This window comes from Thiomonas intermedia (assembly GCF_002028405.1).
Classification (GTDB): Bacteria; Pseudomonadota; Gammaproteobacteria; order Burkholderiales; family Burkholderiaceae_C; genus Thiomonas; species Thiomonas intermedia.
The window spans coordinates 3,238,118-3,253,179 of sequence record NZ_CP020046.1; the positions used below are offsets into that span (position 1 = coordinate 3,238,118).

Here is a 15,062-nt window from a genome sequence, read left to right on the forward strand (position 1 = left end):
TCGAGAAAAGCCCCATGAGCCGAGAACGCGCCGCGACTGCTTTGCCCCTTCTCGCCGCCGCAGCGGCGCTGGGCACGCTGGGTGGCGCGCTCTGGCTGCAGCGCAAGGGTTTTGCGCCCTGTCCGCTCTGCATCCTGCAGCGCATGGCCTATCTGGGCGTGCTGGTCTTCGCGCTGTCGGCCAACAGCCTGGTGCGGTCAAGGCTGGCCAGCCAGGTCGTGCTCAGCCTGGGCGTGCTCAGCGGGCTGGTCGGCCTGGGTTTCGCGGCCCGGCACATCTGGCTCGTGCTGCATCCGGGCCAGCTCTGCGGCCTGGACCCGCTGGCCGCAGTCATCAATCACTGGCAGGTCACGCAGTGGGCGCCGTGGATGTTTCGCGCGGACGGCCTTTGCGCCGATACGCCCTCTGTCTTCGGGCTGGCCTTGCCGTTCTGGTCGGCAGCCGGTTTCGTTCTGACGTCGGTGCTGCTCCTGGTTGCGATGCGTTGCCGCACCTCTTCTTCAACACGCGCTGACTCATGGTGACTGCTTCGTTTTCCCTGCTGAACCGCATCGCCTCCCCCGCCGATCTGCGCGGGCTCGACCGCGCGCATCTGCGGCAACTCGCCGTCGAACTGCGCGAGTTCATCCTCCAGTCGGTATCGCGGACGGGCGGGCATCTGTCCTCGAATCTGGGCACCGTCGAATTGACCGTGGCGCTACACGCCGTTTTCAACACGCCGCACGACCGGCTGGTGTGGGACGTGGGTCACCAGACTTATGCCCACAAGATCCTGACCGGGCGCAGGGAAGGCATGCGCGGCTTGCGCCAGAAGGGCGGCATTTCCGGCTTTCCGCGCCGCGAGGAATCGCCGTTCGACACCTTCGGCACTGCGCACTCGTCCACGTCCATTTCGGCCGCGCTGGGCATGGCGCTTGCGGCGCAGCGCAAGGGGGAATCGCGCCGCGTGGTCGCCATCATCGGCGACGGCGCGCTGACCGGCGGCATGGCTTTCGAGGCGCTCAACAACGCCGGCGTGCACCCCGAGGCCGATCTGCTCATCGTGCTCAACGACAACGACATGTCGATCTCCCCGCCGGTGGGTGCGCTCAATCGCCACCTCACCGGCCTGCTGTCGGGCGGCCTGTTCACCGCCGCACGCAGCACCGCTAAGCAGGTGCTCAGCGCCGCGCCGCCCTTGCTGGGCCTGGCGCGCCGCCTGGAGGAGTATGCCAAGGGCCTCGTGGCGCCTTCGCCTTTGTTCGAGGAACTCGGGGTGAAGTATTTCGGGCCGATCGATGGTCACGATCTCGATGCGCTCATCCCGACTTTGCACAACCTTCGCGACATGCACGGTCCCATCCTGCTGCATGTGGTGACCAAGAAGGGGCAAGGCTACAAGCTGGCCGAGGCCGACCCGGTGGCCTATCACGGACCGGGACGCTTCGACCCGGCCGTGGGGCTGGCACCCGGCAAACCCGGCAAGGCGCCCACCTTCACCCAGGTGTTCGGCCAGTGGTTGTGCGACATGGCACAGGCCGACGCGCGTCTGGTGGGCATCACGCCGGCCATGCGCGAGGGTTCAGGCCTGGTCGAATTCGCCGAGCGCTATCCGCAGCGCTACTTCGACGTCGGCATCGCCGAGCAGCATGCGGTGACCTTTGCCGCCGGACTGGCGTGCGAGGGTCTGAAGCCGGTCGTCGCCATCTATTCGACCTTTCTGCAGCGCGGCTACGACCAGGTGATTCACGACGTTGCCATCCAGAATTTGCCGGTGATGTTCGCCGTGGACCGTGCCGGCGTGGTGGGGGCGGACGGCGCGACCCATACCGGCGCCTTCGACATTCCTTTCCTGCGCTGCGTGCCCAATCTGAGCGTGCTGACCCCGACCGACGAAAACGAATGCCGGCAAATGCTCACCACCGCCTACCGCCATGACGCGCCCACGGCGGTGCGCTATCCGCGCGGCAGTGGTGCAGGCGTGGCCGTTCAGGCCGCTCTGGCCGAGTTGCCCTGGGGGCAGGCCCAGCCCCGGCGCGCCAGCGGCGCCAAACCGGGTCAGCGCATTGCCATTCTGGCGTTCGGGCCGGTGCTCTATGCGGCGCTGCAGGCGGCCGAGACGGTTGACGCCAGCGTGATCAATATGCGCTTCGTGAAACCACTCGACAGTGCCGCGCTTCTTGCCGCCGCGCGCAGCCACGATGCACTGGTCACGGTCGAAGAGGGGGCCATCCGCGGCGGCGCGGGCTCGGCCTGTCTGGAGGCTTTGCAGGAGGCTGGGGTCCAGATCCCGGTGCTCACCCTCGGCCTGCCCGATGCCTGGCTCGAACACGGCGATCCGGCGCAGATCACCGCCGATCTGGGGCTGGATGCGGCGGGCATCGCCGCAAGCGTGCACAAACGCTTCGGCGCCATGCTCAGCCCGGCCGGGCGTCAGCGCGCCGCCAACGAGTAGCGCATCACCGGGCCGATGCCGATAGGCACTGGCCGAGGTTCGAGGCCAGATTGCGCATCAACTGCGTGTAACCCTGAAGGCCCAGCGGCCCCCTGGCGCCTAGCGGGTCCAGCGTGCCGACGCGCGCGGGCGTGCCCTCGACCAGCGTCTGCACCATGCGCGGTTCGAACTGCGGCTCGGCAAACACGCAGACTACGCCCAGCGATTGAATCTTGTTGCGCAACTGGCTCACGCGGCGTGCGTTGGCCATGGCTTCGGGGTTGACCAGCAGGGAGCCGACGGCCCGCAGGCCGAAGGCCTGCTCGAAGTACTGATAGGCATCGTGAAACACGATGAAGGGCTTGTCCTTGACGGGTTCGAGCTGAACGGTGAGTTCCGCCGTCATGGCGTCGAGGGTTTGCACGGCCTTGTCCGCGTTGGCCTGGTACTGCCCCGCGTGCCGCGGATCTTTTGCCGCCAGGACGCGCGCCGCGGTGCGCACGATGGTCTTGGCATTCGTCGGGGAAAGCCAGAGATGGCCGTCGAAGCTGCCCGTGTGGGCGTGATCGTGGGCATCGGCGAGACCATCGTGCTCATGCTTGAGCGAAGCGGCGGGGTGCTTGCGCTCCCAGTCCCCGCCGGTGCGCGCGGGCAGAAGGTCCAGCCCTGTGGCGGTCGAGAGTGTGACCACGGTCACAGATTTCGGCAGCGCCCGGGTGACCGGAGCCAGCGCCGGCTCGACGTCGGGACCGATCCAGAACAGAACCAGGGCCTGCTGCGCGGCGGCTCGCTCCGAGGGCTTGAGCGCGTAGGTGTGCGGCGAACGGCCCGGCGGAATCAGCACGGTCGGCGTGCCCACTCCCGCCATGACGGCAGCAACCAGATCGCCCACGGGTTTGATGCTGACGGCCACCGTGGGTGGCGCGGCCTGCGCGGGCGCAGCCAGGAATGCCGCCACAAAGAGCGCGTAAACGAAGGCCATTCGGGTTAACGTCATCATGATGAATGAGGGAGGGTTGGTACAAGCCGGAAAGTTACTATATAACAAATGAAACAAATAGCGACCTTCACGCCCACGGCCGATCCGCTCATCACGCTTGAGCGCGTCAGTCTGATACGCCACGGCAAGCCCCTGCTTGAGGATGTGAGCCTGCGTGTGTTGCCGCGCCAGATCGTCACCCTGATCGGTCCCAACGGCGCGGGCAAGACCACGCTGGTGCGCGTGCTGCTGGGGCTGCTCGCCCCGGATGGTGGACGCGTGCGGCGGATGCATCGGTTGAAGGTGGGCTACGTGCCGCAGCGCTTCACCGTGCCGCCGAGCCTGCCCATGGACGTGAATGATTTTCTCCGGTTGTCGGGCGCGAGCACGGCGGCGCGGCGGCAGCAGGTGCTCGATGACAACGGCGCCGGCGATCTGCTGCAGCGCCCGCTGCGTGCCTTGTCTGGAGGCGAGATGCAGCGCGTTCTGCTCGCGCGGGCGATGCTGCGCCAGCCCGAACTTCTCGTGCTCGACGAGCCGGCGCAAAGTCTCGACGTCCAGGGGCAACAGTCGTTCTACGCCCTGATCGTGCGGCTGCGCGACGCGACCGGCTGCGGCGTCCTGCTGGTCTCCCACGATTTGCATCTGGTCATGGCGGCCACCGACGAGGTGATCTGCCTGGAGCGCCATGTCTGCTGCGCCGGCCGGCCCGAGGACATCGGCGTGCATCCCGAATACCTGCGCCTGTTCGGGCGCGATCTGGCGGGGCTGGCCGTGTATCGGCATCATCACGACCATCACCATGATTTGCACGGCAGCATCGTGCCCGATGTCGCGCAAGATGGGGCACCGGGAGAGCACCGCCATGAATGAACTGGGCTTGCCCGAATTCGTCGGGCGCGCGCTGCTGGGCGGCGTGGGCGTGGCGCTGCTGGCGGGCCCGCTGGGTTGCTTCGTGGTCTGGCGCCGCATGGCGTATTTCGGAGAGACGCTGGCGCACTCGGCCTTCCTGGGCGTGGGGTTGGGGTTGTTGCTTCATCTCGATCCCCTCCTGGGTGTGCTCGCCGTAGGCGTGGTGGTGGCCCTGATCCTGGCGCGGCGGCAGCCCGCAGAAGGCCTGGCCGAAGACACGCTGCTGGGCTTGCTGGCGCACACCAGCCTGGCCTTGGGACTGGTGGTGCTGGCTTTCATGGAAGACGTCCGGGTCGATCTGTTTGCCTATCTCTTCGGCGACATCCTGGCCCTCAGGCCGGCGGATCTGGGGTGGATTGCCCTGCTCGATGTTGCCGGGCTGTTCGTGCTGGCCCTGCTGTGGCGGGGTTTGCTGGCGATGACCGTGCATGAGGAACTGGCCGCCATCGAGGGAAGGCGCGTGCGGGGCCTGCAGCTTGCCTTCATGCTGCTGCTGGCGGTGTTTGTCGCCTTGGCGATGAAGCTGGTGGGCATTCTCCTTACGGTGGCGATGCTCATCATCCCTGCGGCGGCGGCCCGCAGGCTGGCGCGCACGCCGCTGCAGATGGCCTTTGGAGCCACCGTGATCGGTGCTCTCGCCGTGCTGCTGGGTTTGCTCGCCTCGATGCATTCCGATCTGCCCACAGGCCCGGCCATCGTGGTTGCCGCAGCCTTGCTTTTCCTGATGGCGCGGGCGCTGCCCCAGCGCGGTTGAGCGCATCCATTTCCGCAAGCCGGGCAGGGATGTGCACAGTCCGGGATAATCTGAGAACTTTTCTCAACTATGCCCCGGGCGGGCGGTGCCGAATTGCTGTGGCGCAGCCCCACCCGTCATCCCATGAACAAACCCTACGAAGCCATTCCGGATATTCAGAGCACTGTGGACGAGCGCCATATCGCGATCCAGCGGGTCGGGGTCAAGGGCTTGCGCTACCCGGTCAACGTACGGCTGCGCGATGGCAGCATTCATCCGAGTATTGCCCAGGTGACGGCCGACGTCGCGCTGCCCGCCGAGAAGAAGGGCACGCATATGTCGCGCTTCGTCGAACTGCTCGAAGCCATGCCCGCAGCGATGGATGCCCAGGCGTTTGCCGAGATCACGCGGCAGATGCTGCCCAAGCTGGGTGCCGCGGCGGGACGGCTGGAATTCGCCTTCACGCTGTTTCTGCGCAAGACCGCGCCGGTCTCGGGCGTGCAAAGCCTGCTCGACTACGAGGCGGGCTGGATCGCGCAAGCGCGCGGCGATGAGGTCAAGCTCACGGCCAAGGTCATGGTGCCGGTGAAATCGCTATGCCCGTGCTCGAAGGAAATCTCGGATTACGGCGCGCACAACCAGCGTTCGCACATCACCATCACGGCCGAGCTGCTGCAGCCGGTGGCGCTGGAAGAACTCATCCGCATTGCGGAGGAAGAGGCGTCGTGCGAGATCTGGGGGCTGCTCAAGCGCCCGGACGAGAAGTACGTCACCGAGCACGCCTACGAAAATCCCAAATTCGTCGAAGATCTGGTGCGTGACGTCGCCGCCCGTCTCAACGCCGATCCGCGGATCGGCCACTACGTGGCCGAGGCGGAGAACTTCGAATCCATCCACAACCACTCGGCCTACGCCTTGATCGAGCGGGTTTGAGACGAGGTTCAAGCCCGGACGTCGCCTGCCCGTGCGGGCGGCCCGGTGTTTGCTCGATTGCGCCTGGTTTCAGTCGGCTTCGCGCAGCGCCTTGAGGCGGTAGAGCACGTCGAGGGCCTGGCGCGGGGTCAGGGCGTCGGGCTCAGTGGTGTCGAGCGCTTCCATCAGCGCCGGGTGCGAGCGCTCCTGCGGGGCCTCGGCCGCCACGGCTTCGGGCGGTGCGGCGAACAGATCGAGCTGGGCTTCCTGCTGCTGTTGCCTGCGCTCCAGCGCGTCCAGCCGGCGGCGCGCATCGCGAATGACGGCGGATGGCACGCCCGCGAGCTGGGCGACTTGCACGCCGTAGCTGCGGCTGGCTGGCCCCTCGCGCACCTCGTGCAGAAACACGATGCCCTGTGGCGTCTCCGTCGCGCCCACATGGACATTGGCCGCCTGCGGATGGCGCAGGGGCAGTTCCGTCAGCTCGAAATAGTGGGTGGCGAACAGGGTGAGGCTGCGATTGCGGTCGTGCAACTGCGCGGCGATGGCAGCGGCCAGCGCCAGACCGTCGAAGGTGGAGGTGCCGCGCCCCACCTCGTCCATCAACACCAGGCTTTGGGGCGTGGCCTGCCGCAGAATCGCCGCGGTTTCCGCCATTTCGACCATGAAGGTCGATTGCCCCCCGGCCAGATCGTCGGAGGCGCCGATGCGGGTGAAGATCGCGTCCAGCGGACCGATGCGGGCGCTGCGGGCCGGTACATAGCTGCCTAGGTAGGCGAGCAGGGCGATCAGCGCGGTCTGCCGCATATAGGTGGATTTGCCGCCCATGTTCGGCCCGGTGAGAATGAGCAGGCGGCGCTGTTCGTCGAGCTGGCAGTCGTTGGGAATGAAGCGGTCGACGCGGCTCTCGATGACCGGGTGGCGGCCGCCGACGATGTCCAGGCCTGGCGCCTCCGTGAACTCGGGGCAGACCCAGCCGAAGGTGCTCGCGCGTTCGGCCAGGGCCGCCAGCGTGTCGAGCAGGGCGATGGCCTGGGCGCTGCGGCGGATGGGCGCCAGTTCGGCCTGCAGGGCCTCGATGACGCCTTCGAACAGAACTTTCTCGCGGCCCAGCGCGCGATCCTGCGCCGAAAGCGCCTTGTCCTCGAAGGCCTTGAGCTCGGGGGTGATGTAGCGTTCGGCGCCTTTGAGCGTCTGCCGCCGGCGGTAGTCGTCGGGCACCTTGTCGGTCTGGCCGTGGGTGACTTCGATGAAAAACCCGTGAACCTTGTTGTATTGCACCCGCAGATTGGCGATGCCGGTGCGTGCGCGCTCGCGCTGCTCCAGTTCCATGAGAAAGCTGCCGCAGTCGGTGTCGATGGCGCGCAGCTCGTCGAGTTCGGCATCGAAACCCGCGGCGATCACGCCCCCGTCGCGCAGGTTCAGAGCGGGTTCGGCCGCGATGGCTCGCTGCAGCAATGCCGCGGGTTCGGGCGGCAGATCGAGCTGCGCATCGACGGTCTGCAGCAAGGCGCAGCGCTCGAACGCGGCCGCCTGGCGGCGCAGCGCAGGCAGGCGCAGCAGGCCATCGCGCAAGGCGGACAGCTCGCGCGGCTTGGCTTGCTTGAGGGCGATGCGCGCGGCGATGCGCTCCAGATCGGCCATGCCGCGCAGGCTGCCGCGCAACCCGGCCAGGCCGCCGTCCATCAGGCCCTGAAGCGCGGCATGCCGGGCGCGGGCGACGTCCGCGTCGCACGGTGGGGCCTGCAGCCAGTCGCGCAGCAACCGGCTGCCCGCGGCGGTCTGGCAGGTGTCCAGATGCGAAAACAGCGTCGGGCTGTCATCGCCACGCAGGGGCTGGAGGATTTCGAGGTTGCGGCGGGCCACGGCATCGAGACGCAGGCTGTGTTCGGCGCGCTCGACGCGCAGATCGGCCAGCAGAGGCAGGGTGCCGCCCTGCGTCTGCTCGGCATAGGTCAGCAGCGCGGCGGCGGCGGCCTGCGCGCTGCCCAGATCCTGGGCGCCGAAGCCGTCGAGATGCGCCACCTGCAACTGGGCGCAGAGCTTGCGCAGCCCCAGCGCCGCATCGAAATGCCAGTCCGGCCGTTCGGTCGTGCAGGGCCAGGCCACCTCCTGGGGCAGGGACTGGTTCTGCGGCCAGAGGACCTCGGCCGGGCCGATGCGGGCCAGCCAGTCGGGCAGAGCCGCCATGTCGCACTGAGCCAGGGTGACGCCGCCGCCGGTGAGGGCCATCCACGCCAGCCCGCAGACCCCGCGGGCCGACTTCGGCGGCGCGATGGCCAGCAGGATGGCGTCGCGCTTGTCGTCGAGCAAAGCCTGTTCGGTGAGCGTGCCTGGCGTGACGACGCGCACCACCCGGCGCTCCACCAAACCCTTGGCCTGCGCCGGGTCGCCGATCTGCTCGCAGATCGCCGCCGATTCGCCGAGCCGCACCAGCTTGGCCAGATAACTGTCGAGAGCCTGTGCCGGGACGCCGGCCATGATGACCGGCTCGCCCGCGGACTGGCCTCGCCGCGTCAAGGTGATGTCGAGCAAGCGCGCGGCCTTTTCGGCATCGTCATAGAACAGCTCGTAAAAATCGCCCATGCGGCACAGCAGCAGGGTGCCGGGATGATCCGCCTTCATGCGCAGGTATTGCTGCATCAAAGGGGTGTGCGAAGAAATGTTTTTTATATCAGTCACTTAAAAACTCAATTTAATTCTTTTTGTTAACTATTTTCAACACGCCATCGACTGACAGAAACGGTTGAGATCAATGTTTCCGCCGCTCAGCACGATGCCGACACGCTGGCCTTGCAAGCTGTTTTTGTGCGAGCGCGCCGCGGCAAACGCCAGGCAGCCTGTCGGCTCGACGAGCGTCTTCATGCGTGTGGCGAAAAACTGCATGCAGCTCACCAGTTCGTCGTCGCTGGCGGTCAGGATGTCGTCGACCTTGTCGCGGATGATGGCGAAGGTGAGTGTGCCGAGGTGCTGGGTCTGGGCGCCGTCGGCGAGGGTTCTGGGGGTGTCGATGTGCACGATCTGGCCCGAGCGCAAGGAGCGCTGGCCATCATTGCCGGCTTCGGGTTCGACGCCGTAGATCCGGCATCGCGGCGACAGGGCGCGCACCGCGAGCGCCGTGCCCGACAGCAATCCGCCGCCACCCAGTGGAGCGAGCAGGACGTCGAGCGGACCGACCTCTTCGATCAGCTCCATGGCGGCCGTGCCCTGCCCGGCGATCACGTCGGCATGGTCGTACGGCGGAATCAGGGTCAGGCCGCGCTCCTGGGCCAGGGCTCGGCTGATCTGTTCCCTGTCCTCGGTGTAACGGTTGTAGATCACGACCTCGGCGCCGTAGCCGCGGGTGGCCGCAACCTTGGCCTCGGGCGCGTCGTGCGGCATCACGATGGTGGCGGGCATGCCCAGCACGCCGGCCGAGAGGGCGATGGCCTGCGCGTGATTGCCCGAGGAGAACGCCACCACGCCGCGCCGGCGCTGAGCGTCGTCCAGGCGCGACAGCGCGTTGAACGCCCCGCGGAACTTGAAGGCGCCCATGCGTTGAAGATTTTCCGCCTTGAAGAACAGCGAGCAACCCAGCTCGGCATCGGCCGTGCGCGAGGTCAACACCGGGGTGCGGTGTGCATGGCCCTCCAGACGCCGGGCGGCGTCGACGACATCGGCATAGGTCGGAAGGGCAGAAGAGGGCATCTTGGTTTCGATGGAACGGGTGATGTGCGAGGCGCCGTGCACTTTACCGGCTGGACCAGAGCAGCTTCAGACCGAGCGCCGCAAGCACCACGCCAACCGTGCGATCGATGCCGGTCTTCGCGGACAGGTAGAGGCGACGGGGTTGCTCTGCCGACAGGCCGAAGGCGACGAACACGTACCACGACGCCTCCAGCAGGAACACCGCGGGCGGCAGCAGGAACAGCAGGGTCGTGGAAGGCGACTGCGGCAGCATGGCCGCGAAGATGACACCGTACTGCACCGCCGCCTTGGGATTGCTGAGCATCGTTCCAATGCCGATGAGCGCGTTGCGGGCCAGGCCGGTCTGCGCCTCGTCCGGTACGCCGTCGAGGGCGAGCGGCTTCCCGGCACCGCGCCAGATGCGCACGGCCAGATAGAGCAGATAGGCACCGCCCACCAGCTTGAGCAGCACGAACAGCTCGGGGATCCGCTCGAACAAGGCATGCAGCCCGAACAGGGCGGCGATGCACAGCAGCGTGGCGCCCGCCGCCATGCCCAGCGCCGAGGCCACGGCGGCGCTTCGGGAGGCACAGACCGCGGTGCGTGCGACGAGAAGAAAGCTCGGCCCCGGGCTCATCACGCCAAGGGCCAGAACCGCCAGAATGCTCAATAGGGTCAACGCAGTGTGCATGGGAACGGAACCAGGAGATCACAGTCGCAGCGAGCGTGGGTGTCCAGGGGACGCGACGTCACGGGCCCGATTCTCGCATTCGTTCTTGCTCGGGCCGCGCCGAACAGTGCGCGCTGTGGCGCGAAGCTCTAGGGCAAGCGCTGCCGACGCACCCGCTCCGCCAGCCAGGCCGTGAGCGCCTTGCCCGCGGTCTTCTGTTGGGTCGGCGTCTCGGCGTGGTGCACGGCATGATGCAGCGCCCGCGCCTCGGCCGCGATCGGCCCCAGCCCCTGAAGATAGGCTGACAGCGGGCAGTGGGCCAAGACCGTCCCCCGGTGCGGCGGATCGTCGTGCGTCTGCAGCCAGTGGTAGGCCAGTGCGCCTAGCGGGGTGGACAGTCGCGGCGAGGCTGTCTGCATCAAAGGTTCGCGGCCGGTGCCGTGCAGGATTGCCCAGGACTGAAACTCTTCCGACGGCATGGGTTTGGCAATGCCGTAGCCCTGCCCGAACTGGGCGCCGAGCTGGGTGACGGCCTCGACGATGCCCGCGTTTTCCACGCCCTCGACCACGACCTCTTTTTCGAAGTCGCGACCGATCTGCACCACGGTGCGCACCAGACTCAGGGCTTTGACCGGATCGCGCTCGATGTCCAGAATGATGCCCTGATCGACCTTGATCACGTCGAAGGGCAGGCTGGCCAGGCGCTTGAGGCTGCTGAAACCCGAGCCGAGGTCGTCGATGGCCAGGCGCACCCCCAAACGACCGAGCTTGCCGATGGCTTCATCGCGCAGGGCCTCGTCCACTTCCTGCGACTCCAGCAGCTCAAGGATCAGATGCCGCGGTGCGACTTCGTTGTCGCGCAGGGCCTGCTGAATCCACTGCACACAGTCTTCGTGCAGCAGCGTGGACGGCGGAAGGTTGAGCGAGAGGTCGACCTCAAGACCGCCGGCGCGCCACTGGGCGAGCTGTGCCAGGCTTTGCGACAGGCCCATGCGGAACAGGGCGTCGAGATCGGCCTCGCGCAACGCGGGCAGAAACTGGCCCGGCCCGATGATCTTGCCTTCGGGAGAGACCAGACGGGCCAGCGCTTCGACCTTGTTCAGCCGCCCGCCGCGCAGCTCCACCACGGGCTGCATGAACATGCGCAGGCTCCCGGCGTAGAGCCACTGCCGGTAATGCGCGGCGTCCTGCTGGCCGATAACCTGCTGGCGCTTGCGCAACAGATCGTCGATCAGGTTCCAGCGGTTCTGCACCGCGGTGAGAAAGGTGCGGCCCTGCTGGGTGTCGAACTGGTTGGGGTAGGCGCCGAACACCAGCATGATCGAATCGGTCTGGCCGGCCCGCTGCAGCGGAATCGCCCCCATGCTGCGCACCCCCGAGCGCGCGGCGGCGGCGGTCCAGGGTTCGAGCCCCTGGCAGTGCTCGATGGCCTTGGCGGTGACGATGGACTCGGTGCGCCACGCCTGCGCGGCCAGGCCATGGCCCGTGGGGCTGTTGATGTCGAGCGAGGGCTGGAAATCGGGGGTCGACAGCAATCGGGTGATCGGCTCTGCGAGTTCCCCCCCGCTGGCCTGGATCACGAACAAGCCGGAAGCGCCGGGACGCAGCAGGGCGCAGCCGCGCATGCCGGGCAGATGGCCGAGTGCCCGCAGCTTGTCATCGATGACTTCGATCCACGACTGGCCCGGCCGCGGCAGGGGGCGGGCCAGGTAGGCGTTGTAGGTGTTCTGCACCACGAGCATGGCGTCGAGCTGACTCTGCAGATCGATCTGGATGCGCGCGTCGAACACGCGCTGCAGCCGGTAGCGCTCGCGCGCCGGCATGTCGCTGACGTCCAGATGCCAATGCAGCAGGTCCCGGTAAAGCTGCATCGAGGCGCTCAGCCACGAGGGCGCCACGCCCACGAGGGCGTGCAGGTCGCCGAGAAGGCGCCCTCGCGTCTGAATCTGCTGCGCCGTGGTGGCCACGTCGAGAAGAAAGGTCAGGTGCTCGGCCTGCTTCGTCTTCAGACGGGCAATGCCGTCCGGGCCGAGCACCGTGAGGATGGCCGCGGTGTCGTCGCGGTGGCCGAGTTCGCCGTAGAACGCCTCGACAAACTCCCGCTCCGCGGTCTCGAAGAGGTTGCGGATTCTGCCCAGCAGCATCTGGGCGTCTGAACCGAAGGGGTCGAAGGGCGGTTCGATCTCGGTCTCCAGAGGTTCGCTGCCCGCCAGATACCACCATTGGGTCCGGGCGACCTTGCGCGCCTTCACGCGGTACATGGCGGCGTCGGCCAGGCGCAGCAAGGTGTCGGCGTTGTTGCCGTCCTTGGGCGCCAGGGCTACGCCCATGCTCATGCCCACGCTGGCCGTGCGGCCCTCGCCCAGGTCGAAGGGTTGTTCCAGGCCGCGCCGCAGGCGGGCGAGAATCACTTCGAGCTGCGCCTGGAGGTGATCGGCATCGAGATCTTCGATGACCACCACGAATTCGTCGCCGCCCAGGCGGGCGATCATGTCCGAACCGCTCGCGCGTGCAAGCAGACGTTCGCCGAGCTGCTTGAGCAGCTGATCGCCCACCTCGTGGCCGTAGCGGTCGTTGACCGGCTTGAAGTCGTCGAGATCGAGCAGACCGACGGCGACGAGGCTGCCCTCTGCCTGAGCACGCGCGATCGCCCGGTCGAGATGGTGTTCGAGCGCCCGGCGGTTGGGAAGACCGGTGAGCGGATCGGCCCGGCTGAGGCGTTCCATCTGCTGCATCAGGCGCTGACGCTCGGTCACGTCCACCACCGTCCAGACGACGAGCGTTGAATCGGCGGCGTCGGCCTCGATGCGCTTGCCCGAGATGGCGATGCAGGCGGCCCGGCCGTCGACGCGCACGATGTCGAGCGCGTCCAGATCGACCTGCCCGGCCTTGAGCGCGGTGTGCGTGGTCTTGATCATGTGGTGTTCGATCAACGAAGGAGCGACCTCGGCCATCCTCCGGCCCAGCACGTCCTGCACGTCGCTCACGCCAAAAATGCGCGCGATGGCGGCATTGGCCTCGACGATGATGGCGCCGGGATATCGCACCATGACGACCCCCGACACCGCGTTGCCCAGCAGGCTGGCGTGCTGGCGCTGCAGCAAGGCCTGACTCTGCAGGATGTCCAGGCGATCGATGCCGTTGGACAGGTCTTCGGCCAGATCCAGAAGGGTGCGCTGGAGATCGGGCGTGATGATTTTCGTGCCGCGGAAATAGAGGTGCAACAGGGCCCAGAGCCGTTTGCCCCGGTACAGGGGCAGGGCCGCCGCCGCACTCAGCCCATGATCCTGCATGCGGGCCTGCCAGGCGTCTGGCATGGCGGCGAACTGGGTTCCGAAGGCGAAGACCGGACGTCCCTCATTCCAGGCCAGGCCTGCGCTGCACCACTGTTCAGGGTGGGCGGAATCTGCCGTGATGATCAGATCCTTCAGGAATGGGCTGCCGGTGCCCGCATTCGCCAGGAAAACGAACCGCGCACGCTCGTCGGGGCGGCCGATCCAGGCCAGGGCGATGCCCGGATCGCGCACGAAGAGGCGGCACGTTCGCTGCAACAGATCGGCCACGTCGCTGGACTGGACAATGGCCTGATTCACATGGGCCAGGAGCGCGTTGAAGCGGGCAAAGCGCGCATTCTTCTGCAGCAGCATCTGCCGACTGCGCAACAGGCGGCCGATCACCAGCGCGGCCAGGACGAAGAGCCCGACCACGAGGCTGCGCCCGAGCAGCCGCGCGGCCAGCCCTTCGCGGTAAAGCGCCCAGACCTTGGCCGATGGCCAGCTCACCACCAGCCCCATGGGGAGGTAGCCGATCGGCTCTTCAATGCGATCGGTGCCGTCCAGGCGAAGGGCGGCGTTCCCGCCCGGCCGTGGAACGTCGAGCAGAATGTTCTCGCGATGATCGCGCAGCGCCATGATCCAGCCGCCGCTGGACAGTCCGGTCAGCAGCGCTTCCAGGCGATAGGGCGATCCAACGTAGTAGAGGGTGCGCCCCTGCGTATCCTGCATGCGGTAGCGCATGGCGACGATGACGCTCTGATAGCGAGGGGCGAAGCGCGCTTTGCCGAGCAGGTCGGTGGGGCGGCTGGGCATGGGCGTGAAGTCCTGCGCGTGGAAGATCGGCCTGTCGGTCTGCGGATGGTTGGACCAGGCAATGTGCCGGGCATCGGCCGAGAGGATATTGATGGCCAGCAGCTCCGGGTGTTCGCCCGCATAGCGCTGGAGAGTCTGCCGTGTACGGTCGTCGAGGGCTTCGGGGTCTTGGCCGCCGACGATGGCATTGGCGACAAACCCGAGCTGCTGGAACTGCTGCATCAGCCTCAGCTGGATCAGCTGACCCTCCGCCAGTGCGGCGTGACGGGCGCGCTCGCGCACGCGCTCTTTCGCATGCAGGTAGTCGAGGCGCTCCTGATTGACAAACCAGATCACCGATAGGGCGACGGGCAGCCACAGCAGCCCCTGCAGGAAAACGCGACGCAGCGACGGTTTCATCGTTCCGTCCCGCGCGGCGCGGAGTGGCATCGTCGATGCGGCCGGGCGGCGTTGAACTTCGGGCGAAACGTGCGTTCGGAAAGAAAAGGACCAGTTGGAGACCAGGGCATTGCAGCGGTGTCCGGTACGGTGCCGGAGCCAGTCGGTAAGCAGGGCGGGAAGTGCGGAAGGGAGGGAAGTGCGACGGAGACTTTGTAAAGTCGGCCTAGCAATTTAGCAAGCCGGAGATGTCGCTAATGAGGCGCTTTCGTGACAAATTCCCGGATCGGCTCATCCGCTCCAGCCGCGGT

At 67.1% G+C, this 15,062-nt stretch carries 10 protein-coding genes; 5 read left to right on the forward strand and 5 right to left on the reverse strand.

What is annotated here, in order from left to right:
* Positions 1-14: 14 nt before the first annotated feature.
* Positions 15-524 (forward strand): disulfide bond formation protein B, encoded by a 510-nt coding sequence (locus BVH73_RS15055; protein ID WP_079420076.1) that lies wholly within the window; start codon positions 15-17, stop codon positions 522-524.
* On the forward strand, positions 518-2,434 hold the full coding sequence (dxs, locus tag BVH73_RS15060; protein ID WP_169836786.1) for a 1-deoxy-D-xylulose-5-phosphate synthase: 1,917 nt from the start codon (positions 518-520) through the stop codon (positions 2,432-2,434). The genes BVH73_RS15055 and dxs overlap by 7 nt, the downstream gene beginning before the upstream one ends.
* 4 nt (positions 2,435-2,438) lie before the next feature.
* Here the strand turns inward: dxs and BVH73_RS15065 are convergent, their stop codons facing one another.
* The gene (locus BVH73_RS15065; RefSeq protein WP_079420078.1) at positions 2,439-3,413 is read right to left on the reverse strand and encodes a zinc ABC transporter substrate-binding protein; all 975 of its coding nucleotides are present in this window, start codon (positions 3,411-3,413) and stop codon (positions 2,439-2,441) included.
* Between the two features lie 48 nt (positions 3,414-3,461).
* On the opposite strand from BVH73_RS15065, the gene BVH73_RS15070 reads away from it, so the two are divergent.
* The 3 genes from BVH73_RS15070 (at position 3,462) to folE2 (ending at position 5,970) form a co-directional block, all read left to right on the forward strand.
* Positions 3,462-4,265 carry an ATP-binding cassette domain-containing protein gene (locus BVH73_RS15070; RefSeq protein ID WP_079420080.1) on the forward strand — a complete coding sequence of 268 codons (804 nt, stop codon included), beginning with the start codon at positions 3,462-3,464 and terminating at the stop codon, positions 4,263-4,265.
* Complete coding sequence (locus BVH73_RS15075) at positions 4,258-5,058, forward strand: metal ABC transporter permease (protein ID WP_079420706.1); 801 nt, start codon at positions 4,258-4,260, stop codon at positions 5,056-5,058. The genes BVH73_RS15070 and BVH73_RS15075 overlap by 8 nt, the downstream gene beginning before the upstream one ends.
* A gap of 123 nt (positions 5,059-5,181) precedes the next feature.
* The gene (folE2, locus tag BVH73_RS15080; protein ID WP_079420708.1) at positions 5,182-5,970 is read left to right on the forward strand and encodes a GTP cyclohydrolase FolE2; all 789 of its coding nucleotides are present in this window, start codon (positions 5,182-5,184) and stop codon (positions 5,968-5,970) included.
* A gap of 69 nt (positions 5,971-6,039) precedes the next feature.
* Here folE2 and mutS read toward each other — a convergent pair whose 3' ends face one another.
* The 4 genes from mutS to BVH73_RS15100 form a co-directional block, all read right to left on the reverse strand.
* Positions 6,040-8,592, reverse strand: coding sequence for a DNA mismatch repair protein MutS (gene mutS / locus BVH73_RS15085; protein WP_245800360.1), 2,553 nt, complete (start codon positions 8,590-8,592; stop codon positions 6,040-6,042).
* A gap of 75 nt (positions 8,593-8,667) precedes the next feature.
* Positions 8,668-9,636 carry a threo-3-hydroxy-L-aspartate ammonia-lyase gene (locus tag BVH73_RS15090; RefSeq protein WP_079420712.1) on the reverse strand — a complete coding sequence of 323 codons (969 nt, stop codon included), beginning with the start codon at positions 9,634-9,636 and terminating at the stop codon, positions 8,668-8,670.
* A gap of 43 nt (positions 9,637-9,679) precedes the next feature.
* Positions 9,680-10,306 (reverse strand): LysE family translocator, encoded by a 627-nt coding sequence (locus BVH73_RS15095; RefSeq protein WP_079420082.1) that lies wholly within the window; start codon positions 10,304-10,306, stop codon positions 9,680-9,682.
* Positions 10,307-10,434: 128 nt separating this feature from the next.
* The gene (locus tag BVH73_RS15100) at positions 10,435-14,772 is read right to left on the reverse strand and encodes an EAL domain-containing protein (RefSeq protein WP_079420084.1); all 4,338 of its coding nucleotides are present in this window, start codon (positions 14,770-14,772) and stop codon (positions 10,435-10,437) included.
* Positions 14,773-15,062 lie beyond the last annotated feature (290 nt).